Genomic DNA, 25,710 nt, shown 5'->3' with positions numbered 1-25,710 from the left:
TCCCGCACCGGACTTCCGGCACAGAACTTCCCGCACCGGACGGGATCTTGGCGGAGGGAAGCGCTCCGGGCCAGGATGCCCTCATGAAGGGTGACCTCTTTTCCAGTGAGCACATGGTGCAGCCGGCCACCGCGCCGGGCATGACGGTCGAGAACGCGAAGTGCATCCGGTACGCGGTGCACGGCGAGATGCTCGCCCGCCAGGGGGCGATGGTCGCCTACCGCGGCAATCTCCAGTTCGAGCGCAAGGGCCAGGGCGTCGGCGGCATGCTCAAGCGGGCCGTCACCGGTGAGGGACTGCCCCTGATGGCGGTGCGCGGCCAGGGCGAGGCCTGGTTCGCGCACGAGGCGCAGAACTGCTTCATCGTCGACGTGGAACCCGGGGACGAGTTCACGGTCAACGGCCGCAACGTCCTGTGTTTCGACGCCTCGTTGGCGTACCGGATCTCGACCGTGAAGGGCGCGGGCATCGCGGGAGGAGGTCTCTTCAACAGCGTGTTCACCGGCCACGGCAGGCTCGGCCTGGTCTGCGAGGGCAATCCGCTGGTGATCCCGGTATCCCCCGAGTTCCCGGTGTACGTCGACACCGACGCGGTGGTCGGCTGGACCGCGGGCCTGGGCACCTCGCTGCACCGTTCGCAGTCCATCGGCTCGATGCTGCGGGGCGGTTCTGGCGAGGCGGTGCAGCTGATGCTCCAGGGGTCGGGCTATGTCGTCGTACGACCGAGCGAGGCGACCCCGCAGAAGGCGCAGCAGCACTGACGCCCCGGCACACGGTGCTTCGGCTCCGACACCTCACACGGTGATCTGCGCCTCACAGGCAACCGGTCCGGCTCCGTCCACGTCTTGATCGGCAACAGGTGAGCCCCGGCCCCCGGGCCGGGGCTCACTTTCGACGCACTATACGCACCATGTATACGCGGCATGTATAGATGGGGTGTATACCGACGGAAAGGCATGCATGTACGGCAAGGCATTCGCCCCCGAGTACCAGGGCGCCCTCACCTCCCTCTCCGTGAACTCCTCGCTGGACGACGTACTGGCCGCCGGCATCGAGCAGTTGAGAGCGGCCGAGCGGGCCGGGCGGCACGGTGAGGCGGCGCGTTCCGGGCTCGCGGTCGCCGAGGCGCAACGCAGGCTCGGGCGGATCGCCGACGCCGACCTGGCCTGGAAGGCCAGTTACCGGGCCGCCCGCCGGGCCGACGACACCGCGGGGCGGGCGTGGGCGCTGTGGAGCGGCGGCACCCTGGCCCGGCAGCGCGGTGAATTCGCCCTGGCACGAAGGCTGTTGGCGCTCGCGGCCGAACTCGGCGAGCGCGGCGGGGACGTCGTCGTGCGCGGCTACTCGCTCGCGGGGCTGGCCGAGACCGGCCGTATCCAGGGCGACTACGAGGCGGTCGGCAGGCTGCACGAGCAGTTGCTGGCCGAGGCCAGGCGGCGCGGCGAGGCCCGGCACACGGTGTGGGCGCTGTCGGGCATCGCGCAGATGCACCGCAACACGGGGTCCTACGACACCGCGTTCGCCATGTTCGAGGAGGCCGCCCGGATCGCCGCGGACGCCGACGACCGGCGCGGCCACGCCTGGGCACTGCGCGGGCTCGCGGACCTCGCCTCGGTGCGCGACGGCGACACCGAACGGGCCCTCACCCTGCTGTCGGAGGCGGAGTCGACCTGCCGCGCGATGAACCTCTCCAGCGCGCTGGCCTACAACCACAAGATGCGCGGCAACGTCCTCTACCGGGCCGGGCGTTACGCCGAGGCGCGCGAGCTGTACGAGGAGGCGCTGGCGGAGTTCCGCGCCATGAGCGAGCCGCGCGGGGAGGCGCTGGCGCGACTGGGGCTCGTCAAGTCCCTGGCCCGCCTGGGCCGCGACCGGGCCGAGACGGCGGCCGAACTGGACGATCTGGCCCGGCTGTTGGAGCGGACCGGGCTGCGGCATGCCCGGGAGATGGTGGCGCGGGCCCAGGAGGAGTTCGGTGTGCGGGCGGAGGCGGTACGGTGACGACCCTGACCGCACCCGAAGTCCTCACCCGCTGCCAGGAATTGGTGCGGCCCGCGCTCCGGGAAGCCGTCGGACGGCTGCACCCCTGGGTCGGGGAGATGGCCGCCTACTCCTTCGGCTGGTGCGAGGTCGGCGGCACCCCGGCCGACGCGTCCGGCGGCAAGGGCGTACGCCAGGCACTGGCCGTGCTGGGCGCCGAGTCGGCCGGCGCGCCCGCGCAGGTGGCGGTGCCCGCGGCCGTCGCCGTGGAGCTGGTGCACGTCTTCTCCCTGCTCCACGACGACATCATGGACGCCGACCCGACCCGCCGCGGCCGTCCCACGGTGTGGAAGGCGTACGGCACGGGCCCGGCCGTCCTCACCGGCGACGCCCTGTTCGCCCTGGCCGTGGAGACCCTGGCCGACTCCGGCGCCGGGGCGGTGCGTCTGCTGTCCACCGCGCTCCGGGACCTGGTCCGCGGTCAGGCCGACGACCTGCTGTTCGCCACGCGTCCCTGGCGGGGCCCGGAGCGGGTCGGTACGCAGGAGTACCGGGTCATGGCCGAGGGCAAGACCGGGGCACTGCTGGGCTGCGCGGCCGCGCTCGGCGCTCTGCTCGGCGGGGCGCCGGCCGCCGACGTGGCCGCGCTGGACCGGGCCGGACGGCACCTGGGGGTGGCGTTCCAGATCGTGGACGACGTCCTGGGCATCTGGGGCGATCCCCTGGTCACCGGGAAGCCGGTGCACGGCGATCTGCGGGAGCGGAAGAAGACGTTCCCGGTCCTGGCCGCGCTTGCCGCGCCGACCCCTGCCGCGGCGCGCCTGGCCCGGCTCCTCTCGTCGGACGCCGATCCCGAGGAGGTCGCGGCCCTGGTCGAGCAGTGCGGCGGCAGGGCGGCCGCACTGGCCGAGGCGCGCCGTCACATGGCGTCGGCCGAGAGGGTGGAGGCCCTGCGGCCGCTCCTGGACCACCTGCTGCGACGCGATCTCTGACGTCCCGCACGTCGGTCTGACGCCCCGCACGCCGAGTTGACCGGCGGCCGTCCGTCGGGACAGGGTGCGAAAAGGCCTCTCTCGGAAGGAACACCGTCTTGATCGGGATCACGGACATCGAGCGCCAGGCCGGGCGGATCGCCGAGCACGTCGTCCGCACGCCGACCCTGCCCAGCCCCGGCCTGTCCGCGCTGCTCGGTGCTCCCGTCACCGTCAAGCTCGAACTGCTCCAGCGCACCGGCTCGTTCAAGGCGCGCGGGGCGACCGCCAAGCTGCTGTCGCTGAGCGAGGCGGAGCGGGCGGCCGGGGTGGTGGCGGTCAGCGGCGGCAACCACGGGATCGCCCTCGCCCACATGGCCGCCGCTCTCGACGTCAAGGCGACGGTGGTCATGCCGCGGTCGGCGCCCGCCCGGTCCGTGGAGATCGTGGCGGCCGCCGGGGCGTCACTGCGGCTGACGGACGACATGGACGGCGCGTTCTCGCTCGTGAACCTGCTGCGGGACGAGGGGCTGACGCTGGTCCACCCCTTCGACGACCCGCTGGTGATCGCCGGACAGGGCACGGTCGGACTGGAGCTCGCCGACGACGCGGACGACCTCACCGACGTCCTGGTCAGCGTCGGGGGCGGCGGTCTGATCGCCGGAGTCGCGGCGGCACTGAAGGCCCGCCGTCCGGGGGTCAGGGTCTGGGGCGTGGAGACCGAGGGCGCCGAGGCCATGTCCCGGGCGCTCGCCGCGGGCGGGCCGGTCCCGGTCGCGCTGTCCTCGGTGGTGTCCACGCTGAGCGCCCCCGCCGTCTCACAACTGACGTACGAGCACGCGGCGGCGCTGGTCACCGAGGTTCTCGTGGTGCCGGACCGGGAGGCCGTCCAGGGCTGCCTGGACCTCGCCGACCACGCCAAGGTGTGGGGCGAACCGGCGGCCGGCTGTCTCCTGCCCGCCGCCCGGCAGGTTCTGGAGCGGGTCGGCGACGGCTGCCGGCTGGGTCTCGTGGTGTGCGGCGGCAACACGACCACCACCGACGTCATGACGTGGGCCGAGCGGTTCGGACTGCGTTGAGGGAGCTGCCCGACTCCGTTCGTTGCACTGACTTCTGAGTCAGATGTCGACCGGGTGGCGACCGGCCAGAAAGCGGATTCCACCGGTTGGGGAATTGATTGAACGGACCCCGCCGCACCCGCCGTACCTCTGTGAAAGGTGAGAGCCAGGGGTTCAGCGAAGGATGACCATGGTCAAGGCGCACGTCTCCGCACACGAGTTGCTCGCCGGACGGTACCGGCCCCTGGACGTCCTGCATCGCGAGACCAACCGGATCTGCTGGTACGGCGAGGACGTCTCGACCGAACGCCCCTGTCTGCTCACCGAGATCGGGCTCCCCGCCTCCACCGACGAGGAGACCGCGCTGCGCACCGCCGGGGGCGTCGTGCGGATGTCCAAGACCATGCGGGTGGTCGCCCCCGGCCGGATCGCTACGGTCGTCGACGCCGTGGTGCAGGAAGGCGCCTTGTGGACGGTCACCGAACCGGTCGACGGCATCCTGCTGGGTGAACTCCTCGCCCGGGAGGGGACCCTCGACCCGGTACGGGCGGCACGCGTGGGACTGGACCTGCTGGAGGTGCTGGAGGCGGCTCACGGCGAGGGCATCACGCACGGCGAACTCAGCCCGGGCCAGGTGTTCGTGCGCGACCAGGGCTCGGTCGTGGTCACCGGTTTCGGCCTGGCCGGCGCGACCCTCGCCCCGAGGCTGTCGGCACCCTCGTACGCCTCCCCCGAACAGGCCCGTGACGAGCGCATCGGCCCGGCCTCCGATCTGTGGGCGCTCGGCGCGATCCTCTACACGCTGGTGGAGGGGCGCCCGCCCTACCGGGACCGCGACCGTCCCGCGGCCACCCTGAAGGGGGTCGACCGGTTGCCGCTGCGGGCACCGGTGCGGGCGGGCCCGCTCACCCCGACCTTGCAGGCCCTGCTGCGCAAGAACTCCCAGGAACGGCTGAACCGGTGGGCCGTGCGCAACGCCCTGCTCAGGGTCCTCAGCGAGGATCCGGGTGCGGAACCGCCCGAGGAGCCCAGGCAGCGGCTGCGCGGGCTGCCCGGCGTGGCTCCGAGCCGCGGCAGCCGCCTCCTGATCGCGGGCACCGCCCTGGCCGTGGTCGCGGTGGCCGCCGTCGTCCTCACGGTCACCAAAGCGCTGCCCGGCAGCGACTCCGCTACGACCGGCGAGGCGCCCGCCCCGTCCGCCTCGGCCTCCGCGCCCGCCCCGGCCCCGCCCTCTCCGTCGGTCTCCCCGGAGCCGTCCTCGCCCGCCTCGACGCCCGGGAACCGCGTGGACGAGTCCCCCGCCCCGCCGCCGACTCCGACGCCCACGCCGACCAAGTCCGCCACCGCGGGCACCGGGCTGCCGGCCGGGTTCCGCGTGTACCACTCCCCCGAAGGGTTCTCCCTCGCGCTGCCCAAGGGCTTCAAGCCGTTGGCCACCAAGCGCCAGGAGGACCTGGCCTACCGCGTCACCTTCGGCGCCGCCGGCGACCCGCGCACGCTCGCCGTCACCTTCAGCAAGGCCGTGGGCTCGGACGCGGTGGCCGTGTGGCGCGACGACGTGGAGCCGGGCCTCGAGCAGCATCCCGGCTACGAACGTCTGGGCGACATCCGCGCGTTGACCTACCAGGGCCGGGAGGCCGCCGACATGCAGTGGGTCGAGGAGGTCGACGGCACCCGCGTGCGCACCTTCGGCCGCGGTTTCCTCATCGGCGACGGCCAGGGCTACTCACTGCGCTGGACGACCCCGGCGGACGACTGGAACGAGGGCGCGAACCAGGAGGCGCTGAAGACCTTCCTGAGCACGTTCCGGGTGCCGACGGACTGAGCCGTACCGCCCGCCCTCCGGCTGCGCGGCTGCTCACCCCGCCCCGCGCGGTGCCCGCATCCGCCGCAGCGGACCGGTGTGCAGGGGCCGGGTGCGCCAGCGCGCGGTGAACGTCCGGTCGTCCGGCGAGCACGTCACCAGCAGATGGTGCGGGGTCTCCAGGAAGGCCAGGTCGACGGCGAGGGTCCGCGCGTCGGTCCAGCCGCCGCTCACCGCCACGGGCAGCGGCTCGTCGACGACCGTCCAGCCGTCCTTGCCGAGCCCGTCCCCGAGTTCCAGCCGCTCGCCGTCGTCGACCAGGGTCACCCGGCCCCCGGGGCCCACCTCGACCGCGGCGAGGGTCGGTTGGTCCGTGCAGGTGCCGCCGGCGGGGGTGAACACGGTGATGCTCTCCGCGGCGACCGCCCTGCCCCCGGCCGGCGGCAGCGCGAGCCGCGTCAGCCGTTCGGCGAGGGCCGTGTCCGCCGCGTCCCGGCCGGCCGCCGGCCCGGCACCGAAGGCGGGGAGGAGATGCTCCCAGGCCAGGTCCAGGACCAGCTGCATCTCCTCGGTCTCCGAGGTGATCGCCAGCACCGCGTCCTGCTCGGGCAGCACCACACAGAACTGCCCGTACGCCCCGTCCCCGCGATAGCCGTGCCGGGACATCCAGAACTGGAAGCCGTACCCCTGCTGCCAGTCCGGCCAGCCGCCCTCGGGACCCGCCTCGTGCGCGATCTGGGCGCGCGTCGCCTCGGCCACCCACCACTCGGGCAGCAACCGCTCGCCCTCCCACACACCGCCGCGCAGATACAGCAGGCCGAGCCGGGCGATCACGTCGGTGGTGGCGTGCAGACCGCTGAAACCGATCTCGCGGCCGGTCCGGTCACGGATCCAGGCCGTGTCGCCGATACCGAGCGGCTCGAACAAGCGGGGCCGCAGGTACTCGGTGAGCGTCTGTCCGGTGACGCGCTGCACGATCGCGGCGAGCGTGTAGGTGGCGGGCTGGTTGTAGGCGAAGACCGTGCCCGGGTCACGGTCTGGCGGGATCAGCAGGAAGCCCCGGACCAGTTCGTCACGGTCCCGTGCCAGCGCGCGGTCCACCGTCTCGGCCTCGTGCCCGCTGGCCATCGACGCCACGTGCCGTACGAGCATCGCGCGGCTGCGCGGGTCGGTGACGTCGGCCTCGAACTCCGGGAAGTACGAGATCACCGGGTCGTCCAGCCGGATCAGCCCCTCGGCCGCGGCGAACCCGGCGGCCGTGGCCGTGAAGCTCTTGCTGAGCGAGTAGAGGAGCTGCGGCCGTTCCGGGGCGTACGGCGACCACCAGCCCGAGGCCACCACCTTGCCGTGCCGCAGCAGCATCAGGCTGTGCGGCTCGATGCGCGGGTCGGATTCGAGGGCGTCGAGGAAGGCCTGAATGCCGGCGGCGTCGACGCCCTGGGCTGCGGGGGTGCTCGTGGGCAGGGAAGTCATGTCGGCATCCTGCCCCCTTGCACGCTCTTGATCGAGAGGGGCCCTGGAGATCGGGAAGCCGTGGAAGACCCGTTTTCGCCGGCGGCCGGCGGGGACCCGGAACCCATGGTGCAAATCGGATACACGATGATGACCGAGCAGGCCGGGCCGCGTGACCTCGTGAGCCATGTCGTGCGGGCCGAGGAGGTCGGCTACGACTTCTCGGTGACCTCGGACCACTACTTTCCGTGGCTGCGGTCGCAGGGACACTCGCCGTACGCGTGGAGCGTGCTCGGGGCGGCCGCGCAGGCGACCTCGCGCATCCCGCTGATGACCTATGTGACCTGTCCGTCCTTCCGCTACCACCCGGCGGTGGTGGCGCAGAAGGCGGCGACCATGCAGCTGCTCTCCGAGGGCCGGTTCCGGCTGGGTCTCGGCTCGGGCGAGAACCTCAACGAGCATGTGGTGGGCGGCGGCTGGCCGGCGGCCGACGTACGGCACGAGATGCTGGAGGAGGCCGTGGAGATCATCCGGGCGCTCTTCGCGGGCGGTCATGTGAACCACCGCGGGAAGCATTTCGACGTGGAGTCGGCCCGGCTGTGGGACCTGCCGGACGAGCCGCCGCAGATCGGTCTCGCCGTCTCCGGTGACCAGTCGTGCGCCCTGGCCGGGCGGCTCGCCGACCTGGTCATCGCGACCGAGCCCAAGGCGGGCCTGCTCGACGCGTTCGACCGGCACGGCGGCGAGGGCAAGCCGCGTGTGGGCCAACTGCCCGTCTGCTACGACCCGGACCGGGACACCGCGATCAAGCGGGCGCACTCCCAGTTCCGCTGGTTCGGCAGCGGCTGGAAGGTCAACTCCGAGCTTCCGCACCCCGATGCGTTCGAGGCGGCCACGCAGTTCGTCACCCCCGACGACGTGGCGGCGTCGATCCCCTGCGGGGACGACCCGGACGACTTCGTCGAGGCGGTACGGCCGTACGCGGAGGCGGGGTTCACCGAGATCGCGATGGTGCAGATCGGCGGGGACTCGCAGCCGGAGTTCCTGGACTGGTCGGAGAAGACCCTGCTGCCCGCCCTGCGCGACGCGTTCGCCTGAGCGGGAGGATTGCCGGGGCGGCACCCGGGGGTGCAATAGGCTTCCGAGCTGCACAGGGCGTGGCCGAAGGCGGTGCCGCGCACCTGTGCGGTCCGACCGAACCTGCCCAGGAGAAGCACCCGTGACCACAGCGATCGACCCGTCCGAGACGCCCGCGGAGACTCCGGTCGACCCACCGGCCGAGATCTGGGTGGAGCCCTCGGCCGCGCCGTCCGCCGCCCCGCTGTCCGACCTCGTCGCACGGGACGCCCGTGAGTTCGGGGTGTACGCGCGCACCGGCGGCTGGGCCTTCGGCCTGATGGTGGCGCGCAGCGTGCGGCCCGGCGGCCAGGGCGCGGACGAGTCGCCGAAGGTGTCCGCGAAGGAGTTCGCCGAGCTCGCCGGCTGCTCCCCCGAACGGGTCATGCGCTACTACAAGGCCTGGGACCGGGCCGCCGACGACGGGATGGTCCCGCACTTCGAGGCGCTGTCCCCGGGTCAGGAGGTGGAGCTGCCGGACGCGGACGTGTGGCTGAGCTACTACTCCTCCCGCAGCAGCGCCGGCTCCGACCGCGGCACCGCCATCGCGGAGGCCGCCGAGGCCGAGGGCATCCGCCCGACGAAGGCCCTGGAGGTCGCCGAGAACCCGACCGCGCTGCGCGCCGCGATCCTCGCCGACCCCTCCACCGCCCGGGCCGCGCGCAGCGCGCTGCTCGACCGCATCAAGGAGGACCCGGAGCTCCAGGCCTCGCTGGCCAGGGACGTCGTGCGCACGGACGACCTGAAGAAGGCCGTGGCCACCGAGAGCCGGGCCGCCGACCGGATCGGGTACGTGCGGCAGATCGCCGAGTCGGGCCAGGTGAAGACCCCGGCCGGGCAGACCATCGACGCCCCGGCGGACCTGCGCGAGGAGGCCGAGCGCCACCTGTCGCTGCTCGCGGAGCTGGAGGAGGACGAGGACACCGGCGAGTGGGCGGCCGAGGCCTTCGACACCATGAAGTCGCTCGTCGCCGAGGCCGTGGAGGCCGATCCCGAACTCCGGGTCCAGGAGCGGCGGACGAAGTTCTACAGCAGTCTCCAGAAGGCGACCAAGGCCTTCGAGGAGCTGACCTTCGACGACGCCCAGGACTTCTACGAGGACGACATGGTCCAGCAGCTGGAGGAACTCCAGCGCGCCATCGCCTCCTGCATCACGTCCCTGCGCGGCGCCAAGGGGAATCACCCGGACGGCTGAGCATCTTGGCCGAATGAGGGGTACTAGAGGGCTCTACCCCGTTTCCCCCGGAGGCCTCCAGGTGAACTCCTTCGTCCGCAGGACCGCGCACAAGACTCTCGTCGTGCAACTCCGGGCGGGCGGCACGGACCGATGTCCTGTGCTCGCCCACCTGGGGTACGACGCGGCGGACCCGTTCGCTGTCACCGCCGTGTTCAGTCATGACGGCCGGGTGCTGGCGCGCTGGCGGCTGGACCGGGAGATGCTCGCCGAGGGCCTGAGCGGCCCGGTGGGCGTCGGGGACGTGCGGCTGAGCCCCGTGTCGACCGGGGTGTGGGAGGAGCTGCGCATGGAGTTCTACGGCGAGGCCCGCTCCGACGGGGGCCGTCAGCACGCGGTGGTCTACGCCTGGGCGCCGGCGATGGCCGCCTTCCTGCGCGAGACCCGTGAGGTCGTGCCGCCGGGCCAGGAGGAGGTCAGCGTCGACGACTTCCTGGCCTCGGTCATCGCGGGCGGCTGAGCCCGGGTCCCGGACCGGGCCGGTACGCACCCCGCTTGAGTAGCCGTACTCATGCCACCGCCGGCGGGTTCCCCCGACGATGAGGGCTCCTACGAGAAGGAGCCCTCATGACCGCTGTGCGAAGGCCGCTGCCCGTTCTGCTCGCATGGGCCGTGGTCGCCGCGCTGGCCCTGTCCGCCTGGGGCCCGCGTGACCGCACCACCTGGTTCCTGGAGACCGTGTGGGTCCTGGTCGGGCTGCCGCTGATCGTGCTGACCTGGCGCCGCTTCCCGCTCACCGACCTGCTGTGCGCTCTGCTCGCGGTGCACGCGCTCGTGCTGATGGTGGGCGGCCACTACACCTATGCGCAGGTCCCGCTCGGCGACTGGGTGCGCGACACGTTCGGGCTCGACCGCAATCCGTACGACCGCTTCGGCCACCTGATGCAGGGCTTCGTGCCGGCGGTCCTGGTGCGGGAGTTGCTCAGCCGTACCTCACCGCTGCGGGGCAGCCGCTGGCTGGCGCCGCTGACGGTGTGCGCGTGTCTGGCGTTCAGTGCCGTCTTCGAGATGCTGGAGTGGGCGGCCGCGGTGGTCGGCGGCCAGGCGGCGGACGCCTTCCTGGCCACCCAGGGCGATGTCTGGGACACCCAGTGGGACATGTTCTGCGCGCTGATCGGTGCCACGGTGTCAGTGCTCGTCCTGAGCCGTGCGCACGACCGGCAACTCGACAGGCTCAGTCCGTCGTGTAGCGGCGCCGGGTCCACAGCGGGAGAACGAACCAGCACAGCAGGTACCAGGCCACGACTGCGGTGACGAGCCAGGGCACCCAGGAGTCGTGGGTGGCGACCCGCAGGACCAGCAGCAGGGCCGCGGTCATCGTCGTCAGGAGCAGGACCAGTCCCACGAAGGTCAGGCGGGAGGCGATCCGCACGGCCTGGGGCTTGATGCGTCGCCCGGAGACGAGGCGGTGCAGGGACACCGGTCCGATGAGCGCTCCGGTGGCGCAGGAGCCGAGGACCACGGTCACGATGTAGATGACCTGGTCGGTGTGGGCCAGGTTGGCGTACTTCGGTGTGAAGACCACGGTCAGCAGGAAGCCGAAGAGGATCTGCACACCTGTCTGCGCGACGCGTATCTCCTGGATGAGTTCGCCCCACATGCGGTCCGCGCGCTCGTCCTCGGTCTCGTCGCGGCCTGTCCGTGTCACCGTGTCGACCATGCGCTACGGGTATCCGGTGACTGATCGTTCAAACAGCAGTGCGGCTCCGGGAACGGCGGGCCGGGTCCCGGAGCCGCGCGGGTCTCACCAGCGGTTCTCGACCTGGTCCTTGATCCGCCGGTCGTAGAGATCGCGGATCGCCGCGAGGGTCTCCTCGGACAGCGGCGGCAGCTTGGCGGCGGCCGCGTTGGCGCGGGCCTGCTCGGGCGAGCGGGCGCCGGGGATGACGGTGGTGACGCCGGGCTGCTCGACGATCCAGCGCAGCGCGAGCTGGGCCGGGGTGTAGCCCTCGGGGGCGAGCGCGGAGAACTCGGCGGCGGCCTCGACGCCGGTCGCGTAGTCGACGCCGGAGAAGGTCTCGCCGACGTCGAAGGCCTCGCCGTGCCGGTTGTAGGCGCGGTGGTCGTTCTCCGGGAAGACGGTGTCCCGGGTGTACTTGCCGGACAGCAGGCCGGAGGCCAGCGGGACGCGGGCGATGATGCCGACGCCCGCCTCGCGCGCGGCGGGCAGCACCTCCAGCAAGGGCTTCATGCGGAAGGCGTTCAGGATGATCTGCACGCTCGCCACGCCCGGCCGGGCGATCGCGGTCAGCGCCTCCTCGCAGGTCTCGACGCTGACGCCGTAGTGGGCGATGCGCTCCTCCTCGACGAGGGTGTCGAGGGCGTCGAACACCTCGTCGCTGGAGTAGACGGGGGTGGGCGGGCAGTGCAGCTGGACCAGGTCGATGCGGTCGACGCCGAGGTTGCGGCGGGAACGGTCGTTCCAGGCGCGGAAGTTGTCGAGGACGTAGTTCTCGGGGATCTGGTCGACGCGGCGGCCCATCTTCGTCGCGACCAGCACGTGCAGATCGGGCCGACCGCTCAGGAAGGCGGCGATGGTCTGCTCGCTGCGTCCGTCGCCGTACACGTCGGCGGTGTCGAAGAAGGTGACGCCGGACTCGGCCGCCGCCTCCAGTACCGCGAGGGCTTCCTTGTCGTCGACGTCTCCCCAGTCGGCACCCAGTTGCCAGGTGCCGAGGCCGATGACGGATGCGTGCTGCTGCGATCTGCCGAATGTGCGCTCGTCCATGGCGTCAGTCTGTCATCTGTCGCCGACCTGCGCGGAACCGGTGGCTCCGGAGCGGGACCCGTGCATTGTTCACTCGCACGGGTGACAGGTTTCGACGCAAGGCATGCACGTGTCAACATCCGCCTAGCGTGGCCCCGTGACTGATCGTTTCGTGAGCAACCACCCCGAGAACACTCCCCCCTGGTCCCGCCGCGGCTTCCTCATGAGTGCCGCCGCCCTGGCCGCCGTACCGATTCTGCTGCCGGCGGATCCGGCGGCAGCGGCGGAGCAGCTGCCCGGCTTCCCGGCCGGTGTGGGCCTCCACCGCTCGGCGTACCGGAACTGGGTCGGCGAGATCACCGCCGACGGACTGTGGGCCTGTGCGCCGACGGACGCCGACCAGGTGGTCGAGGTCGTCAACTGGGCCTGGCGGCACGGCTGGCGGGTGCGCGCCCGGGGTTCCTCGCACGGCTGGTCGCCCCTCACGGTCACCGAGGGCACGGCCTCGGACGCGCCCGTGCTCCTCGTCGACACCGCATCCCACCTCACCGGCCTGTCCCTGGACTCCCCCTCCGCGGTGCGGGCCGGCACCGGCGTCACCCTGGAGGCGCTGCTGACCTACCTGGAGGGCCACGGCCTCGGGGTCACCGCAGCGCCCGCGCCCGGCGACCTCACGCTGGGCGGGGCGCTCGCCGTCGACGCGCACGGCACGGCCGTCCCGGCGCACGGCGAGCAGCGGCTGCCGGGGCAGACGTACGGCTCGCTCAGCAACCGGGTCCTGTCGCTGACGGCGGTGGTGTGGGACGAGGGCAGCGGGGCCTACGTCCTGCGGGAGTTCGGCCGCGCGGAGGCCGACAGCGCCGCCCTGCTCGCGCATCTGGGACGGGCCTTCGTCACCGAGGTCGTGCTGCGGGTCGGCGCGAACAGCAATCTGCGGTGCGTGAGCCGGGTCGACATTCCGGCCGCGGAGCTGTTCGCGGCTCCCGGGGGTGACGGGCGGACCTTCGCGAGCTTCCTGGAGGAGTCCGGGCGGGTGGAGGCGATCTGGTTCGCCTTCACGGAGTTCCCGTGGCTGAAGGTGTGGAGCGTGGCACCCACCAGGCCGCTGACCTCACGGCGCGTGACCTCGCCGTACAACTACCCCTTCTCCGACAACGTGCCGACGCTTGTCGCCGATCTGGCCGGGCGGATGGTGTCGGACGCGGCCTGGTACCTGGCGCCGGCGCTCGGGAACGCGCAGCTGGACGTGGCGACCGTGGGGCTCACCACGACGCTGTCGGCGGACATCTGGGGACCGTCGAAGAACACGCTGCTGTACATCAAACCGACCACGCTCCGGGTGACCGCGAACGGCTATGCGGTCCTGACCTCGCGGGACCAGGTGCAGCAGGTGGTCTCGGAGTTCACGGACTTCTACCGGGAGCGCCTGGCCGCGTACACGGCCCGGGGACGCTTCCCCGTCAACGGGACCGTCGAGATCCGGGTGACCGGGCTCGACGATCCGGACGAGGTCGGGGTGGCGGGGGCGTCGGCTCCGCTGCTGTCGGCGCTGCGTCCGGACGGGGCGCGTCCCGAGCGGGACACGGCGGTGTGGCTGGACATCCTCACGCTGCCGGGGACGCCGTACGCGGAGGCCTTCCTGCGGGAGATCGAGCAGTTCCTGTTCGAGGGCTACGACGGGACGCGCGTCGAGTGGTCCAAGGGGTGGGCCTATACGGACGACGCGGTGTGGGAGGACGAGGAGGTCCTCGGCACGGCGATTCCGGGGTCGTTCGGGGAGGCGGTGTGGGGGCACGCGGCCGGGGTGCTGGACCGGCTCGATCCGCACCGCGTGTTCGGCAACGCGTTCCTGGACCGGCTGTTCCGCTAGGGCGTCGGACGGGCCGCGTGGCTCAGGGCGCGCCGGACGGGCCGTCACGGCTCAGGGCGTCAAGTGGGCCTGCACGGTCGGGGCGTAGCGGTCCACCACGTCCTCCACCGCGCGCGCCCGCAGTTCGGTGCCCCGTGCGATGCCGTACATCACGCCGAGGCCCAGCAGGGTGCCCACCGCCAGTTCGGCGCGCAGGCCCGCCTCGGGGCCCGTCAGGCGTTCCGCGAGCCGTTCCACCACCTGCGTACGGAAGTTGACCCGGAGGATGTCGCCGTGCTCGCCCTGCACGGGGGCGAAGGCGATCCGCAGCAGGGGGTCGGCGCCGCGTTCGAGCTGGCTGGTGAGGACATGGCGGACCATGTGCCGGCCGAGGTAGTCCAGGGGCGCGTCGAGCAGGGCTGCCGCGTCGGACTCGAAGGACATGACGCGGGCGAACAGGGTGTCCTTGTTGCCGAAGTACTTGACGATCAGCGGAGGGCTGACGCCGGCGCGGTCGGCGACCGCCTTCAGGGTGATGTCGGCGTGCGGGGTGCGGGCCAGGAGGAAACGGGCCGCGCGGAGGATCGCGGCCTTCGTCTCCTCGGCGTCCCGGCGGGCGGGGGCGGCGGTGGGGGGCGGCGTGCTCACGGCATTCATGCTCCCTCCCGCACCCCGCCCCGTGCACCCCGGGTACGGTCCCCGGTCTCCCGGGTGCCCTCGGGGGCGGAGTCACCGGGGATGGTCAGGGCCGCCGCGCAGGCCGCGAGGGCGACCGCGCCGGCCATCGCGAAGGCCAGCAGATAGCCGTGCAGGGTGGGCACCGGAACGCCGCCGACGAGGCTGGTGTGGTGCACCAGGACCGCGGCGACCGCCGCACTGGAGGCGGCCTGGCCGATGGTGCGCATCAGGACGTTGACGCCGTTGGCGGAGGCCGTCTGCTCGGCCGGGACGGCTCGCAGGATCAGGGTGGGAAGGGCCGAGTAGGCGAGGGTGGTGCCGGTGGACACCACCGTCGCACCCAGGATGACCATCCACAGGTCCCGGCTGTCGGCGATGCGCAGCGCGTATCCGCACGCGATGACCGCGGCGCCGAGGGCGAGTGTGACGCGCGGGCCGCGGGCGGTGGAGATACGGGCCGACAGCGGTGAGAACAGCAGCATGGTGACACCGCCCGGCAGCAGGCACAGGCCGGTGGCGACGATCGACAGGCCGAGTCCGTAGCCGGTCGCCTTCGGTGCCTGCACCAGCTGGGCCGTCACCAGGGAGTTGGCGTAGAACGCGAAGCCGGTGAGCAGGGCCGCCACATGGGACAGGCCCACCCGTGGCCGGGTGACGAGCCGCAGGTCCACCAGGGGCTGCTCGGTGCGCAGTTGGCGCCACCACCACAGGGCCAGTACGGCGGCGGAGCCCAGGAAGAGGCCCAGCACCCGGGGGCTCCCCCAGCCCCACTGGCCGCCCTGGGACACCCCGAGCAGCAGGCTCACCAGGCCCACGGCCAGTCCGAGGGCGCCCCACAGGTCGAAGCGGCCGGGCTGTCGTACCGGCGACTCGCGGACCGCCCATGTCACGGCGGTCACGCCCAGGGCACCCAGGGCGCTGGTCATCCAGAACATGGTGTGCCAGTCGGCGTACTGGACGACCATCGCGGCCAGCGGCAGGCCGAGGGCGGCCCCGATGCCGACGGTGGAGCTCATCATGGCGACGGCGGAACCCCGCCGCTCGGGCGGGAGTTCGTCGCGCAGGATGCTGATCGACAGCGGCACCACGGAGGCGGCGGCGCCCTGGAGGGCGCGGGCCGCGATGAGCACGGTGATGTCGGACGACAGGGCGCACATCACCGAGCCGACCGTCATCAGGACCAGGGACGCCGTCAGCACCCTGCGCTTGCCGTACATGTCGCCGGCCCGGCCGAGGACCGGGGTGAGGACCGCTCCGGACAGCAGGGTGGCGGTGACCATCCAGGAGACGGCCGCGGCGGAGGAGTGCGTGAGCCGGGGCAGGTCGGGCAGCAGGGGGACGACCACGGTCTGCATGACGGCCATGAGCGTGCCGCACATCGCGAGCACCGGCACGGTCGGTCTGGCGCGCGGGCCTGTTCCGCGTGGCGGGGATATCGGGCCCTGCTGGTCCATCGGCACTCCGCATTCGACAGGGAAAGCAGCGGGTGAATGACCATTCACTCTATCGGTGAATCGCCATTCACCCAACCTTGTTCCGCGGTCGGCGGCTACTTGCGGGAGGACAGCTCCCGCGCGTGCACGCTGCGCGCGAGCTTCGGCCCGAGCCAGCGCTTGAACCGGCGCAGGGCCTCCAGCCGGCCGGCCGCCTGGTCGATCCGGTAGTACAGCTGCGGCGGGACATAGGGCAGCAGGGGTGAGTGCCGCTGGCCGAGCAGGGCGAACATCCGCTCCGGCGGGAGGTCGATGTAGCGCGTCAGGTTCTCGTACCACTGGGCGCTGTAGCGGGCCGCGCTCTGCACGGAGAGCAGTTCCGAGGTGCGCTGCCGCTGGTAGCGGGCGAGAGCCTCCGGCAGGTCGGTGTGCTCGCGCAGGGCGTCGGCCAGGGCGATGGCGTCCTCCAGGGCGAGGGTGGTGCCGGCGCCGATGGAGTAGTGGGTGGTGTGGGCGGCGTCGCCGAGCAGGACCAGGTTGCCGCGGTGCCAGGTCCTGTTGGTCAGGGTGCGGAAGGTCAGCCACTGGGCACGGCCCGAGCCCGCGGAGCGGCCGATCAGCGGGTGGCCGTCGAGGATGTCGGCGAACAGCTTCTCCAGCTGGGCGAGCCCCTCGGCCTCGTCGGCCCGGTCGAGGCCGAGACCGGTCCAGGTCTCGGGCGCGCACTCGACGACGACGGTGCTGCGCTCGGGGCTGAAGGCGTAGCCGTAGCACCAGACCCAGCCGTGCTCGGTCTCCACGAAGGCGAAGGTGAAGGAGTCGAAGACCTTGCCGGTGCCGAGCCAGATGTAGCGGTTGCGGCCCTCCTTCACCTCGGCGCCGAAGTCGTCGGCGTGTCCGGTGCGCAGGGCGCTGTGCACGCCGTCGCCGGCCACGACGAGGTCGGCCTCGGCGAAGTCACCGGCGGTGAGGTCGGCGGCGGTGATCCCGCGCTCGAACTCCACCCGGACCCCCAGCGCGCGGGCCCGTGCGACGAGGATCTCCAGCAGGCGGTGCCGGCCGATGCCGTGGCCGAGGTCGCTGGGGCGCCGGGTGACGAGGTCACGGACCCGGGCCTCGCCCTCGGTCCAGGTGACCGAGGCCTCCTCGATCGCGCGGGCCGACTCGGGGTCGTGGGCGTGCAGCTTGTCGAGCAGTCCCCGCCAGTAGGTCACGCCCCAGCCGTAGGTCGAGCCCTCCGGGTCGCGCTCGTGGACCATGATGTCGTGGGACGGGTCCTGCTGCTTCAGCAGGATCGAGAGATACAGGCCGGCGGGCCCGCCGCCGACGCAGGCGACCTTCACACGCACCCCTAGTCATTACCCAAAGCGGTCGATTGGCAACGCAGGGTAGCAGTCGGGGACGGTGGGACCCGCGCTTCGGATCACGTCACTTTCTGCACGTGAGGCGGGCCACTGCCTGCGGTTCCGCCCGCAAAGGATCATCGAATCCGGGGTCGGCGGGCGAAGGAATTCCTCCGTCCGGGTTCCCGGAAGCCCTCTCCACAGCAAGATCATCTTTGTTCAACGCTCTACGACATGTAGGGAATTGTCTGGATCAGAGCCAACCCGTCTCGAGCGATTTCTCCCGCTCTCGGCAGGGCCGATAGGCATGCGGAGTCCGTCAACTCAGGAGGTACACCGCATGCCGGAACTCACCCGCCGTACCGCGCTCACCGCCACGGCCGCCCTCGCCGCGGCGACCGTCGCCACCCCGCGCGCGTCCGCCGAGGGCCACGACCACGGCTCCCCCCAGGCCTTCGACGAGGTCTACCGGGGGCGCCGGATACAGGGCCGGTCCACCGGCGGTCACCACGGGGGCTGGCTCGTCACGGTCGACGGCGTGGAGCTGCACCTGATGCAGAACGCCGACGGAACCTGGATCAGCGTCGTCAGCCACTACGACCCGGTGCCCACCCCGCGCGCCGCCGCGCGCGCCGCCGTCGACGAGCTCCAGGGCGCACGGCTGCTGCCGTTCCCCGCCAACTGACCGCCCCGTAAGCCCTTTTGGAGCACCCGCACATGACCGTCCGCAAGAACCAGGCAACCCTGACCGCCGACGAGAAGCGGCGGTTCGTCGCCGCCGTCCTGGAGCTGAAGCGCAGCGGCCGCTACGACACCTTCGTCACCACGCACAACGGCTTCATCATGGCCGATACCGACAACGGCCCGCGCACCGGCCACCGTTCGCCCTCCTTCCTGCCCTGGCACCGCAGATTCCTCCTCGAATTCGAGCAGGCCCTGCAGTCGGTGGACCCCTCGGTGACGCTCCCCTACTGGGACTGGAGCACCGACCGCACACCCCGTGCCTCGCTGTGGGGTCCCGACTTCCTCGGCGGCACCGGGCGCAGCCGGGACGGGCGGGTGACGGACGGCCCGTTCGCCGCGGACAGCGGCAACTGGCCGATCAACGTGCGGGTCGACGGCCGTACGTATCTCCGCCGCGCTCTCGGCGCCGGGGTACGGGAGTTGCCGACCCGCGCCGAGGTGGACTCGGTGCTGTCCATGACGACGTACGACATGGCGCCCTGGAACAGCGCCTCGGACGGGTTCCGCAACCATCTGGAGGGCTGGCGCGGCGTCAATCTGCACAACCGGGTCCATGTGTGGGTCGGCGGGCAGATGGCCACCGGCGTCTCCCCGAACGACCCGGTGTTCTGGCTGCACCACGCGTACGTGGACAAGCTGTGGGCCCAGTGGCAGCGGCGGCATCCGGACTCCCGTTACCTGCCGGCCGCGGGCACACCGGATGTCGTCGACCTCGACGAGACCATGCGGCCGTGGAACGACGTGCGGCCCTCCGACCTTCTGGACCACAGGAGCCACTACAGCTTCGACACCGAATAGGAGTTCCTTGCTCCGGTTTGCCCTCCGGAGCGTGCGGTACCCGCGCCGTACACACCGAGAGGACGAAGGAGGGATTCACCCGTGTCGCAGGTCGAGGAATCCATCGAGGTCGGCGTGCCGGTGCACACCGCCTACAACCAGTGGACGCAGTTCGAGACGTTCCCCGAGTTCATGAGCGGGGTCGAGCGCATCGAGCAGCGGACCGACACGCTCACGCACTGGGTGACCAACGTCAACGGGGTGCACAGGGAGTTCGACGCCGAGATCACCGAGCAGATCCCGGACGAGCGGGTCGCGTGGACCACGATCGCCGGTGAGGCCCAGCAGGCCGGTGCAGTCACCTTCCACCGGCTCGACGACGGCCACACCAAGGTGATGCTCCAGATGGACTTCCACCCGGACAGCATCACCGAGAAGGTCGGCGACAAGCTCGGGTTCGTGAAGCGGCAGACCAAGGGCGACCTGGAGCGCTTCAAGACGTTCATCGAGGAGCGCGGCCGGGAGACCGGTGAGTGGCGCGGGGCGGTGATCTGACCGCCGCGGGCTAACCGGCCCCTTCCGTACGGCACTCCGGGTGCCCCCAGCCCTGGGCGTTCTTGGCGATGGGCTCGCCCGCCGCGTAGGAGCGTCCGCACAGGCACCGGCCGGGGAACTTGGCCTTGATCGTGCGGGAGGACGAACCGGACGAACCTGAGGACGAACCACCGCTCCGCCTGGGCGACTTGGCCCGGGCGGGGCGGTCGGCTTTCGGGGTGTCCGGCGACGGCGGTGGCACCGGGGAGCCGAGGGCGCTGCTCGCGGGCTCCTGGACGACGGCCGCCTGGCTGGCCGCGCGGTCGGCGAAGTCGTTGAGCGGGTCGCCGTCGACCTGGTGGGCGGGGACGTAGCGGAACTCGACCGTGCGGCCGTCGAGCAGTTCGTCGATGCGGACCACGAGGTCCTGGTTGGCGACCGGCTTGCCCGCCGAGGTCTTCCAGCCGTTGCGCTTCCAGCCGGGCAGCCAGGTGGTGACCGCCTTCATGGCGTACTGGGAGTCCATCCGGATCTCCAGCGGCACGTCCGGGTCGGTCGCGGCCAGCAGCCGCTCCAGCGCGGTCAGTTCGGCGACGTTGTTGGTGGCCTTGCCGAGCGGGCCGGCCTCCCAGCGGTCCGGGGTCTCGCTCGCGTCGGCAAGCACCCAGGCCCAGGCCGCGGGTCCCGGATTTCCCTTCGAAGCCCCGTCGCACGCGGCCACCAGTCGTTCACGCATGCGCCCGATCATGCCATGAGCGCACGACAGTCCTCGCCGCGACGACAGCGGCCGAGGTCCGGGCCGGCCCGGGGCGGCTACGGCACGTCGGAGATCTTGGGGATCTCGCCCTGCGTCCTCGTCACGTCGATGACCGAGAAGCTCGCGCCCTGCGGATCGCTGAGCGCCGCGAAACGGCCGAAGGGGGTGTCCATCGGGCCGAACCGCAGGACGCCCCCGTGCCCGGTGGCGCGGGCGACGGCGTTGTCGCAGTCGTCCACGGTGAAGTAGACGTTGATGTACGCGGGGACCTCGGGCGGGAACTCGTCACCCATCTTCATGCGGCCGAGGACGGTGTCGTCGCCGACGTTGAACATCCGGAAGTCCATGGCGTCGTCCTCCATCTGCTTGGCGGTGTAGCCGAACACCGCCGGGAAGAACGCGTCGGACTTCCCGGGCTCGCGGGTGTAGACCTCGGCCCAGCAGAACGCCCCCGGCTGCTCGGGCGGGGCCTCGAACCCCTCGTGGACGCCCGCCTGCCACACACCGAAGACGACCCCGCTCGGGTCGCGGCCCAGGCACATCGTGCCGAAGTCGCCCACCTGCATGGGTTCCATCAGCACCTCGCCGCCGTGTTCACGGATCCTGGCGGCGGTCGCGGCCGCGTCCGGTGACGCGAGGTACAGGCACCACTGCGACTGCCCCTCCTGGCCGGGCATGGGCGGGACGACGGCGGCCACGGCCTTCCCCGCGGCGTAGGCCTGGGTGTAGTTGCCGTACTCCGACGACGACTCGCCGAAGGTCCAGCCGAGGACGTCTCCGTAGAAGCTCTTGGCTCCCTCGACGTCGCCGAACATCGCATCGGCCCAGCAGGGGGTTCCCTCAGGTCGTACGGCCATGATCGCGGCCTTCCCGAATCGGTGGCAGGTCCGGTTCCTCACGCTAGTCACCGGTCCGCCCGAGCGCGCGTCGAAGCGGGGCGCCCGGTGCACGGGCGGCCCGGAGAAGCGCGCAGGCCGGTGCCGGGGACGGCGGGTGTCGAGGGGCACGGGATCCCCGCCTGGCGCGGGGCGACGGTCTTGCCGAGCAGGAGGATCCCGGTCAGCGGGCGGCGTCTCCGGCCGTCGTGTCTGCCGGTCCGGCCGGGTCCGTGCTCCGGCGCGGACACGTGCGCAGGTGCCGACATCCCCGCACCGCACGTGTCCGCGCCGGAACTCCCCCGGGCGGCTCCCCCCTTGAACCGTGGTGTCTCCTGTTCTACCTTCACCACATGGTCTGGGCATCAACGCCCGCTCATCAGCGGCACAACGGGCGGGTTCCGGGCGGGCCGGGTGAGGGGGAATGCGCCCGCACCTCGCCCTGATCGAGGACGATCCCGACTTCGCACTGATGTGCCGTTCCTATCTGGAGCGGGCCGGATTCACCGTCACCTGGGCCATGGACGCCCGCGCCGGTAAGTCCGTGCTGTACGAGAGCGGTGTCGACCTGGCCGTCCTGGACCTCGGTCTTCCCGACGGCAGCGGACTGGAACTGCTGCGGGCGCTGCGCTCCACGAGCCGGCTCCCGGTGATCGTCGTCTCGGGCCGGAGCGCGGAGGCGGACCGGGTCGCGGGGCTCGAGATCGGCGCCGACGACTACCTGGTCAAGCCGTTCTCGCAGCGGGAGCTGGTCGCCCGCATCCACGCCGTGCTGCGCCGCTCGCAGCCCCCGGACGCACCGACGGTGGTCCGGGCCGGCGCCCTGACGATCGACACGGCCGCACGGCAGGCCTCCGTCAACGGCATCCCGCTCACGCTGCGCCCCAAGGAGTTCGCCCTGCTGGAGCTGCTGGCCGGGGCGCCCGGCCGGGTCTTCTCCGCGGACCAGCTCCTGGAGCGGATCTGGGGCGCGTCCTGGCACCAGCCCGCGACCGTCGTCGAGCACGTGTACCGGCTGCGCGGCAAACTCGCAGGCCTCCCCGCCCCCGCACCACGGATCACCACGCTCCGCGGCTACGGCTACCGCCTCGATCCCTGACGTCCGCCTCAATGCCCGACGTCCGCCCCGATCCCCGACGTCCCCCCGGCCAGGAGGTCCGCCCATGTCCGACGCCCCGGACTTCCGGCGCCTGTTCGACTCCCTGCTCTCCCCGCTGCTGGTCCTCACCCCCGACTTCGTCATCGTCGAGGCCAACCGCGCCTACCTGACGGCCACCCGCACCGACCGCTCCATCGTCGGGCGGCCGGTCTTCGACGTGTTCCCGGACAACCCCGGGGACCCCACCGCCGACGGCGTGGCCAATCTGCGGCGCTCCCTGGAGACGGTCGTGGCGAGCGGTCGTACGGACACGATGGCCCTTCAGCGCTACGACATCCCGACGGCCGAGGAGGGTGTCTTCGCCGAGCGGTACTGGAGCCCGGTCAACGCGCCGGTCCTGGACGACGAGGGGCGGGTGACCCATGTCGTGCACCGGGTCGAGGACGTCACGGAGTTCGTGCACCTGCGGCGGGTGGGGCGGGAGCAGCGGCGGGCGGTCGCCGACGCGCAGATGCGCGCGGAGGGCATGGAGATCGACCTGTTCGTCCGCGCGCGGGAGATCCGCGAGGTGAACGAGCAGCTGAGCCGGGCCAACACCGAGCTGGACACGGCGGGGCGCCGGCTGCGGGAGGAGCAGCGGGCCAAGGACCGGTTCATCGCCACGCTCTCCCACGAGCTGCGCAACCCCCTCGCGGCCGCGACCGCCGCCACCGAACTGCTCGCCCTGGACATGCCCGAGGGGCATCCGGCGCTCGGCGTCCTGGAACGGCAGCTCGGCACGCTCGCCCGGATGAGCAACGACCTGCTGGACGGCACACGGGCGGTGACCGGGCGCCTGGAGCTGGTGCGGGAGCCGGTGGACGTGCGTTCGGTCGTCGAGGGGGCCTGCGCGGACATCCGTGGCCTGTTCGCGCACGACGGCCGCACGCTCGACGTACGACTGCCCGCGGCGCCCCTGGTCGTGGACGGCGACCGGCTGCGGCTCGCGCAGGTGCTGACGAACCTGCTGTCGAACGCGCTCAAGTACACCCGGCCGGGCGGGCGCACCGACGTGGAGCTGGTGGCCGGGGGCGACGAGGCGCGGCTGACCGTGCGCGACGACGGCATCGGGTTCGAGCCCGGCCAGGCCGAAGAGCTGTTCGGGGTGTTCATGCGGGCGGCCCCCGCCGGACCCGACACCCCGGAGGGCCTGGGTCTCGGGCTCGCCGTCGCCCGGACGATCGTGGAGCTGCACCACGGCCGCATCGGCGCGCACAGCGACGGGCCCGGCAAGGGGGCGACGTTCACGGTGGCGCTGCCGGTCCTCGCCTCCCCGGCCCCGAGAGTGCCCCGGTTCACGAATCGTCCGGCGCCCCCGCGGTTGTCCGTCCTGATCGTGGAGGACAACGAGGACCTGGCCGCGACCTATCACACCCTGCTGGAGCGGCAGGGCCACGACGTGACGACCGTGCACACCGGTACGGACGCGCTCGCCGCGGCGGAGAGCCGGTTCTTCGACGTCGTGCTGTGCGATCTGGGGCTGCCGGACATGGACGGGCACACCGTGGCCCGACGGCTGCGGGCCCGGCCGGAGGGCGGGCGGCCGCGTCTGATCGCGGTCTCCGGCTTCAGCCGGGGCACGGACCGGGCGCTGTCCGCGGCGGCCGGATTCGACGCCCATCTGACCAAGCCGCTGCCGCTGGCCGACCTGCTGGAGTTCCTGGACAAGCCTGGCGAAGGCGCCGGCTGAACCGGTCCGGGCGTCTTCCCCCTTGCCCCCGGCTGTGCTTGCCTGGGGAACCGTTTCTCGGCGACCGGGGCGGGAGTCGCACATGCGGAGACCGTGGCTCGTGGCGGTGCTGACCGGAGTGCTGCTGCTCGGCGCGTGCAGCGACCCCTCGGACGGGCCGGAGAAGGCCCCGCCGACCCCGGACGTCCCGCGTGCGGCCACGACGCACCAGCGCTCCCAGGCCTCCCCGGGCACCGGCTCACAGGCCTCCCCGGGCGCCGCCCCCGAGGTCGTCGCCCCGCGCGTGCTCTATCTCGGCGACTCCCTCGCCATGGAGGCGCAGCGGGTGCTCGGGCAGGAGCTGCGCCGCGACCTGCGGGCGACGTACACGAGCGCGCCGTACTCGGGCACGACCCTGTGCGACTACCTGGAGGGCACCGGCAAGAAGTCGCTGGTGCCCGACCGGGACAAGGCGGCCGCGCTGGTCCGGGCCCTGCACCCGGACTACGTGGTGATGCAGTTCTGGGGCAACGCGTGGGGCTACACCTGGTGCATGGACGGGATCAGCCATGCCGGCGCGCCGCAGAGGTACTTCAGCAGGTACCGGGCGGACCTGCGGAGACTGACCGGTCAGATCGCCGCGGCGGGCGGGGAGCACCGGCCGCGCATCGTGTGGGTGGCGCAGGGCCCGGACCCGATCACCCCCGACCGGGTCCGGCGCGTGAACCAGCTGTACGAGGAGCAGGCGGCCGCCTCGGGGGACGTGGTGGCCGACGCGGGGGCCACGGTGGCGCCCGCCGGGGCCCGCTGGTCCTGGGTGCAGTACCTGCCCTGCACCGCGTACGAGAAGGAGCACCCGGTCTACTGCACCCAGCCGGACCGCGACCGGACCGCCCTCCACCTGGACAAGGACTACCTGCACTTCTGCCTGGCACCGACGACGTCCACACCCCGGCCGTGCCCGGTCCGCTCCCCCGGCATCCTGCGGATCGCCCGGGAGATCACCCGGGTGATCGGCCGGACGCCCGCCGACTGACGCTCACTCGCCCGCGTACGCCTTCTCCAGGGCGGCGACGTCGAACTTGCCCATCGCCATGAACGCCTTGGTGACCCGGGCCGCCTTCTCCGGGTCCGGGTCGGCCACCATGTCGGCGAGCCCCTCGGGCACGACCTGCCAGGACAGTCCGTAGCGGTCCTTGAGCCAGCCGCAGGGGCCGGGCTCGCCGCCGTTCTCGGTGAGCTTGGCCCAGTAGTAGTCGATCTCCTCCTGGTCCGCGCAGAAGATCTGGAAGGAGACGGCTTCGGTGAACTTGAACTGCGGTCCGCCGTTGAGGGCGACGAAGTGCTGCCCGTTGGCCGTGAAGTCGACCGTCAGGACGGTCCCGGCGGGCTGCATCGCGCCCTCGGGGTAGTGGGTGACCCGCCCTACGGTGGAGTCCTTGAAGACCGAGACGTAGAAGTGCGCGGCTTCCTCGGCCTGGCCGTCGAACCAGAGACACGTGGTGAAAGGCCTGCTCGCCATGGGTTCCTCCTGAGGAGACGTGGTGCGGTCATCTCTGTGGACCGGCCCTTGACGCGGAACTCATCGGTC

25 protein-coding genes are annotated in these 25,710 nt (G+C 72.1%); 16 read left to right on the top strand and 9 right to left on the bottom strand.

The annotated features are described in order from the left end of the window. The first annotated feature begins 83 nt into the window (after positions 1-83). From H295_RS0127760 to H295_RS0127740, 5 genes are all read left to right on the top strand, one after another. A complete protein-coding gene (locus tag H295_RS0127760; protein ID WP_020138629.1) occupies positions 84-761 on the top strand; it encodes an AIM24 family protein in 678 nt (225 codons plus the stop codon). Between the two features lie 199 nt (positions 762-960). Then, positions 961-2,001: a tetratricopeptide repeat protein gene (locus H295_RS0127755; protein WP_020138628.1), complete on the top strand. Its 1,041-nt coding sequence runs from the start codon at positions 961-963 to the stop codon at positions 1,999-2,001. Further along, complete coding sequence (locus tag H295_RS0127750) at positions 1,998-2,972, top strand: polyprenyl synthetase family protein (RefSeq protein ID WP_020138627.1); 975 nt, start codon at positions 1,998-2,000, stop codon at positions 2,970-2,972. The genes H295_RS0127755 and H295_RS0127750 overlap by 4 nt, the downstream gene beginning before the upstream one ends. Before the next feature lie 98 nt (positions 2,973-3,070). Continuing rightward, a complete protein-coding gene (locus H295_RS0127745) occupies positions 3,071-4,030 on the top strand; it encodes a threonine/serine dehydratase (RefSeq protein WP_020138626.1) in 960 nt (319 codons plus the stop codon). Positions 4,031-4,193: 163 nt separating this feature from the next. Further along, a complete protein-coding gene (locus tag H295_RS0127740) occupies positions 4,194-5,834 on the top strand; it encodes a serine/threonine protein kinase (RefSeq protein WP_020138625.1) in 1,641 nt (546 codons plus the stop codon). A 33-nt stretch (positions 5,835-5,867) separates the two neighbouring features. On the opposite strand, the gene H295_RS0127735 is transcribed toward H295_RS0127740, so the two are convergent. Then, positions 5,868-7,286: a serine hydrolase domain-containing protein gene (locus H295_RS0127735; protein ID WP_020138624.1), complete on the bottom strand. Its 1,419-nt coding sequence runs from the start codon at positions 7,284-7,286 to the stop codon at positions 5,868-5,870. Between the two features lie 105 nt (positions 7,287-7,391). Between H295_RS0127735 and H295_RS0127730 the strand changes: the two genes are divergently transcribed. From H295_RS0127730 to H295_RS0127715, 4 genes are all read left to right on the top strand, one after another. Next, entirely contained in the window at positions 7,392-8,363 is a 972-nt protein-coding gene (locus tag H295_RS0127730) for an LLM class F420-dependent oxidoreductase (RefSeq protein WP_020138623.1), read from the top strand. Positions 8,364-8,484: 121 nt separating this feature from the next. After that, positions 8,485-9,576 (top strand): hypothetical protein, encoded by a 1,092-nt coding sequence (locus tag H295_RS0127725; RefSeq protein ID WP_020138622.1) that lies wholly within the window; start codon positions 8,485-8,487, stop codon positions 9,574-9,576. 61 nt (positions 9,577-9,637) lie between these two features. Continuing rightward, entirely contained in the window at positions 9,638-10,075 is a 438-nt protein-coding gene (locus tag H295_RS0127720) for an SsgA family sporulation/cell division regulator (RefSeq protein ID WP_020138621.1), read from the top strand. A gap of 107 nt (positions 10,076-10,182) precedes the next feature. Next, a complete protein-coding gene (locus tag H295_RS0127715) occupies positions 10,183-10,869 on the top strand; it encodes a DUF2238 domain-containing protein (RefSeq protein ID WP_020138620.1) in 687 nt (228 codons plus the stop codon). Here the strand turns inward: H295_RS0127715 and H295_RS0127710 are convergent. Then, complete coding sequence (locus H295_RS0127710; protein WP_020138619.1) at positions 10,790-11,275, bottom strand: DUF6328 family protein; 486 nt, start codon at positions 11,273-11,275, stop codon at positions 10,790-10,792. The genes H295_RS0127715 and H295_RS0127710 overlap by 80 nt on opposite strands. Positions 11,276-11,359: 84 nt before the next feature. Continuing rightward, the gene (locus tag H295_RS0127705) at positions 11,360-12,343 is read right to left on the bottom strand and encodes an aldo/keto reductase (RefSeq protein WP_020138618.1); all 984 of its coding nucleotides are present in this window, start codon (positions 12,341-12,343) and stop codon (positions 11,360-11,362) included. 202 nt (positions 12,344-12,545) lie between these two features. Between H295_RS0127705 and H295_RS0127700 the strand changes: the two genes are divergently transcribed. Continuing rightward, a complete protein-coding gene (locus H295_RS0127700) occupies positions 12,546-14,192 on the top strand; it encodes a cholesterol oxidase substrate-binding domain-containing protein (RefSeq protein WP_234021697.1) in 1,647 nt (548 codons plus the stop codon). 51 nt (positions 14,193-14,243) lie between these two features. Here H295_RS0127700 and H295_RS0127695 read toward each other — a convergent pair whose 3' ends face one another. The 3 genes from H295_RS0127695 to H295_RS0127685 all read right to left on the bottom strand — a co-directional run bounded on the left by H295_RS0127695 (position 14,244) and on the right by H295_RS0127685 (position 17,631). Continuing rightward, a complete protein-coding gene (locus H295_RS0127695; RefSeq protein WP_020138616.1) occupies positions 14,244-14,828 on the bottom strand; it encodes a TetR family transcriptional regulator in 585 nt (194 codons plus the stop codon). Continuing rightward, on the bottom strand, positions 14,825-16,303 hold the full coding sequence (locus H295_RS0127690) for an MFS transporter (protein ID WP_028809811.1): 1,479 nt from the start codon (positions 16,301-16,303) through the stop codon (positions 14,825-14,827). Before H295_RS0127690 ends, H295_RS0127695 begins: the two co-directional genes overlap by 4 nt. Before the next feature lie 95 nt (positions 16,304-16,398). Then, complete coding sequence (locus H295_RS0127685) at positions 16,399-17,631, bottom strand: FAD-dependent monooxygenase (protein ID WP_020138614.1); 1,233 nt, start codon at positions 17,629-17,631, stop codon at positions 16,399-16,401. A gap of 334 nt (positions 17,632-17,965) precedes the next feature. On the opposite strand from H295_RS0127685, the gene melC1 reads away from it, so the two are divergent. The 3 genes from melC1 (at position 17,966) to H295_RS0127670 (ending at position 19,701) form a co-directional block, all read left to right on the top strand. Continuing rightward, positions 17,966-18,310: an apotyrosinase chaperone MelC1 gene (melC1, locus tag H295_RS0127680; protein ID WP_020138613.1), complete on the top strand. Its 345-nt coding sequence runs from the start codon at positions 17,966-17,968 to the stop codon at positions 18,308-18,310. 32 nt (positions 18,311-18,342) lie between these two features. Continuing rightward, entirely contained in the window at positions 18,343-19,167 is an 825-nt protein-coding gene (gene melC2, locus H295_RS0127675; protein WP_020138612.1) for a tyrosinase MelC2, read from the top strand. An 81-nt stretch (positions 19,168-19,248) separates the two neighbouring features. Beyond that, positions 19,249-19,701: an SRPBCC family protein gene (locus tag H295_RS0127670; RefSeq protein ID WP_020138611.1), complete on the top strand. Its 453-nt coding sequence runs from the start codon at positions 19,249-19,251 to the stop codon at positions 19,699-19,701. A 10-nt stretch (positions 19,702-19,711) separates the two neighbouring features. On the opposite strand, the gene H295_RS0127665 is transcribed toward H295_RS0127670, so the two are convergent. Further along, positions 19,712-20,428, bottom strand: a complete 717-nt coding sequence (locus H295_RS0127665) for a ribonuclease H family protein (RefSeq protein ID WP_020138610.1) — start codon at positions 20,426-20,428, stop codon at positions 19,712-19,714. 65 nt (positions 20,429-20,493) lie between these two features. After that, complete coding sequence (locus H295_RS0127660; RefSeq protein ID WP_078616762.1) at positions 20,494-21,294, bottom strand: VOC family protein; 801 nt, start codon at positions 21,292-21,294, stop codon at positions 20,494-20,496. 442 nt (positions 21,295-21,736) lie between these two features. On the opposite strand from H295_RS0127660, the gene H295_RS0127655 reads away from it, so the two are divergent. From H295_RS0127655 to H295_RS0127645, 3 genes are all read left to right on the top strand, one after another. Beyond that, positions 21,737-22,411: a response regulator transcription factor gene (locus H295_RS0127655; protein ID WP_020138608.1), complete on the top strand. Its 675-nt coding sequence runs from the start codon at positions 21,737-21,739 to the stop codon at positions 22,409-22,411. 64 nt (positions 22,412-22,475) lie between these two features. Beyond that, a complete protein-coding gene (locus H295_RS0127650) occupies positions 22,476-24,140 on the top strand; it encodes an ATP-binding protein (protein ID WP_020138607.1) in 1,665 nt (554 codons plus the stop codon). A gap of 82 nt (positions 24,141-24,222) precedes the next feature. Beyond that, a complete protein-coding gene (locus H295_RS0127645; RefSeq protein WP_020138606.1) occupies positions 24,223-25,155 on the top strand; it encodes an SGNH/GDSL hydrolase family protein in 933 nt (310 codons plus the stop codon). Positions 25,156-25,158: 3 nt separating this feature from the next. On the opposite strand, the gene H295_RS0127640 is transcribed toward H295_RS0127645, so the two are convergent. Continuing rightward, positions 25,159-25,641 carry a VOC family protein gene (locus H295_RS0127640; protein WP_020138605.1) on the bottom strand — a complete coding sequence of 161 codons (483 nt, stop codon included), beginning with the start codon at positions 25,639-25,641 and terminating at the stop codon, positions 25,159-25,161. Between the last annotated feature and the right edge of the window lie 69 nt (positions 25,642-25,710).

The organism is Streptomyces sp. 351MFTsu5.1 (assembly GCF_000383655.1).
In the GTDB taxonomy this organism is placed as follows: Bacteria; Actinomycetota; Actinomycetes; order Streptomycetales; family Streptomycetaceae; genus Streptomyces; species Streptomyces griseorubiginosus.
This window is presented reverse-complemented; position numbering and strand designations above follow the sequence as displayed.

What these genes read in the sequence shown, in the direction of transcription:
- H295_RS0127760 (WP_020138629.1), top strand. Translation starts at nt 84, where the DNA reads ATGAAGGGTGACCTCTTTTCCAGTGAGCACATGGTGCAGCCGGCCACC.
- H295_RS0127755 (WP_020138628.1), top strand. Translation starts at nt 961, where the DNA reads ATGTACGGCAAGGCATTCGCCCCCGAGTACCAGGGCGCCCTCACCTCC.
- H295_RS0127740 (WP_020138625.1), top strand. Translation starts at nt 4,194, where the DNA reads ATGACCATGGTCAAGGCGCACGTCTCCGCACACGAGTTGCTCGCCGGA.
- H295_RS0127735 (WP_020138624.1), bottom strand. Translation starts at nt 7,286, where the DNA reads ATGACTTCCCTGCCCACGAGCACCCCCGCAGCCCAGGGCGTCGACGCC.
- H295_RS0127730 (WP_020138623.1), top strand. Translation starts at nt 7,392, where the DNA reads ATGGTGCAAATCGGATACACGATGATGACCGAGCAGGCCGGGCCGCGT.
- H295_RS0127715 (WP_020138620.1), top strand. Translation starts at nt 10,183, where the DNA reads ATGACCGCTGTGCGAAGGCCGCTGCCCGTTCTGCTCGCATGGGCCGTG.
- H295_RS0127710 (WP_020138619.1), bottom strand. Translation starts at nt 11,275, where the DNA reads ATGGTCGACACGGTGACACGGACAGGCCGCGACGAGACCGAGGACGAG.
- H295_RS0127705 (WP_020138618.1), bottom strand. Translation starts at nt 12,343, where the DNA reads ATGGACGAGCGCACATTCGGCAGATCGCAGCAGCACGCATCCGTCATC.
- H295_RS0127700 (WP_234021697.1), top strand. Translation starts at nt 12,546, where the DNA reads ATGAGTGCCGCCGCCCTGGCCGCCGTACCGATTCTGCTGCCGGCGGAT.
- H295_RS0127695 (WP_020138616.1), bottom strand. Translation starts at nt 14,828, where the DNA reads ATGAATGCCGTGAGCACGCCGCCCCCCACCGCCGCCCCCGCCCGCCGG.
- H295_RS0127690 (WP_028809811.1), bottom strand. Translation starts at nt 16,303, where the DNA reads ATGGACCAGCAGGGCCCGATATCCCCGCCACGCGGAACAGGCCCGCGC.
- melC1 (WP_020138613.1), top strand. Translation starts at nt 17,966, where the DNA reads ATGCCGGAACTCACCCGCCGTACCGCGCTCACCGCCACGGCCGCCCTC.
- melC2 (WP_020138612.1), top strand. Translation starts at nt 18,343, where the DNA reads ATGACCGTCCGCAAGAACCAGGCAACCCTGACCGCCGACGAGAAGCGG.
- H295_RS0127665 (WP_020138610.1), bottom strand. Translation starts at nt 20,428, where the DNA reads ATGATCGGGCGCATGCGTGAACGACTGGTGGCCGCGTGCGACGGGGCT.
- H295_RS0127660 (WP_078616762.1), bottom strand. Translation starts at nt 21,294, where the DNA reads ATGGCCGTACGACCTGAGGGAACCCCCTGCTGGGCCGATGCGATGTTC.
- H295_RS0127655 (WP_020138608.1), top strand. Translation starts at nt 21,737, where the DNA reads ATGCGCCCGCACCTCGCCCTGATCGAGGACGATCCCGACTTCGCACTG.
- H295_RS0127650 (WP_020138607.1), top strand. Translation starts at nt 22,476, where the DNA reads ATGTCCGACGCCCCGGACTTCCGGCGCCTGTTCGACTCCCTGCTCTCC.
- H295_RS0127645 (WP_020138606.1), top strand. Translation starts at nt 24,223, where the DNA reads ATGCGGAGACCGTGGCTCGTGGCGGTGCTGACCGGAGTGCTGCTGCTC.
- H295_RS0127640 (WP_020138605.1), bottom strand. Translation starts at nt 25,641, where the DNA reads ATGGCGAGCAGGCCTTTCACCACGTGTCTCTGGTTCGACGGCCAGGCC.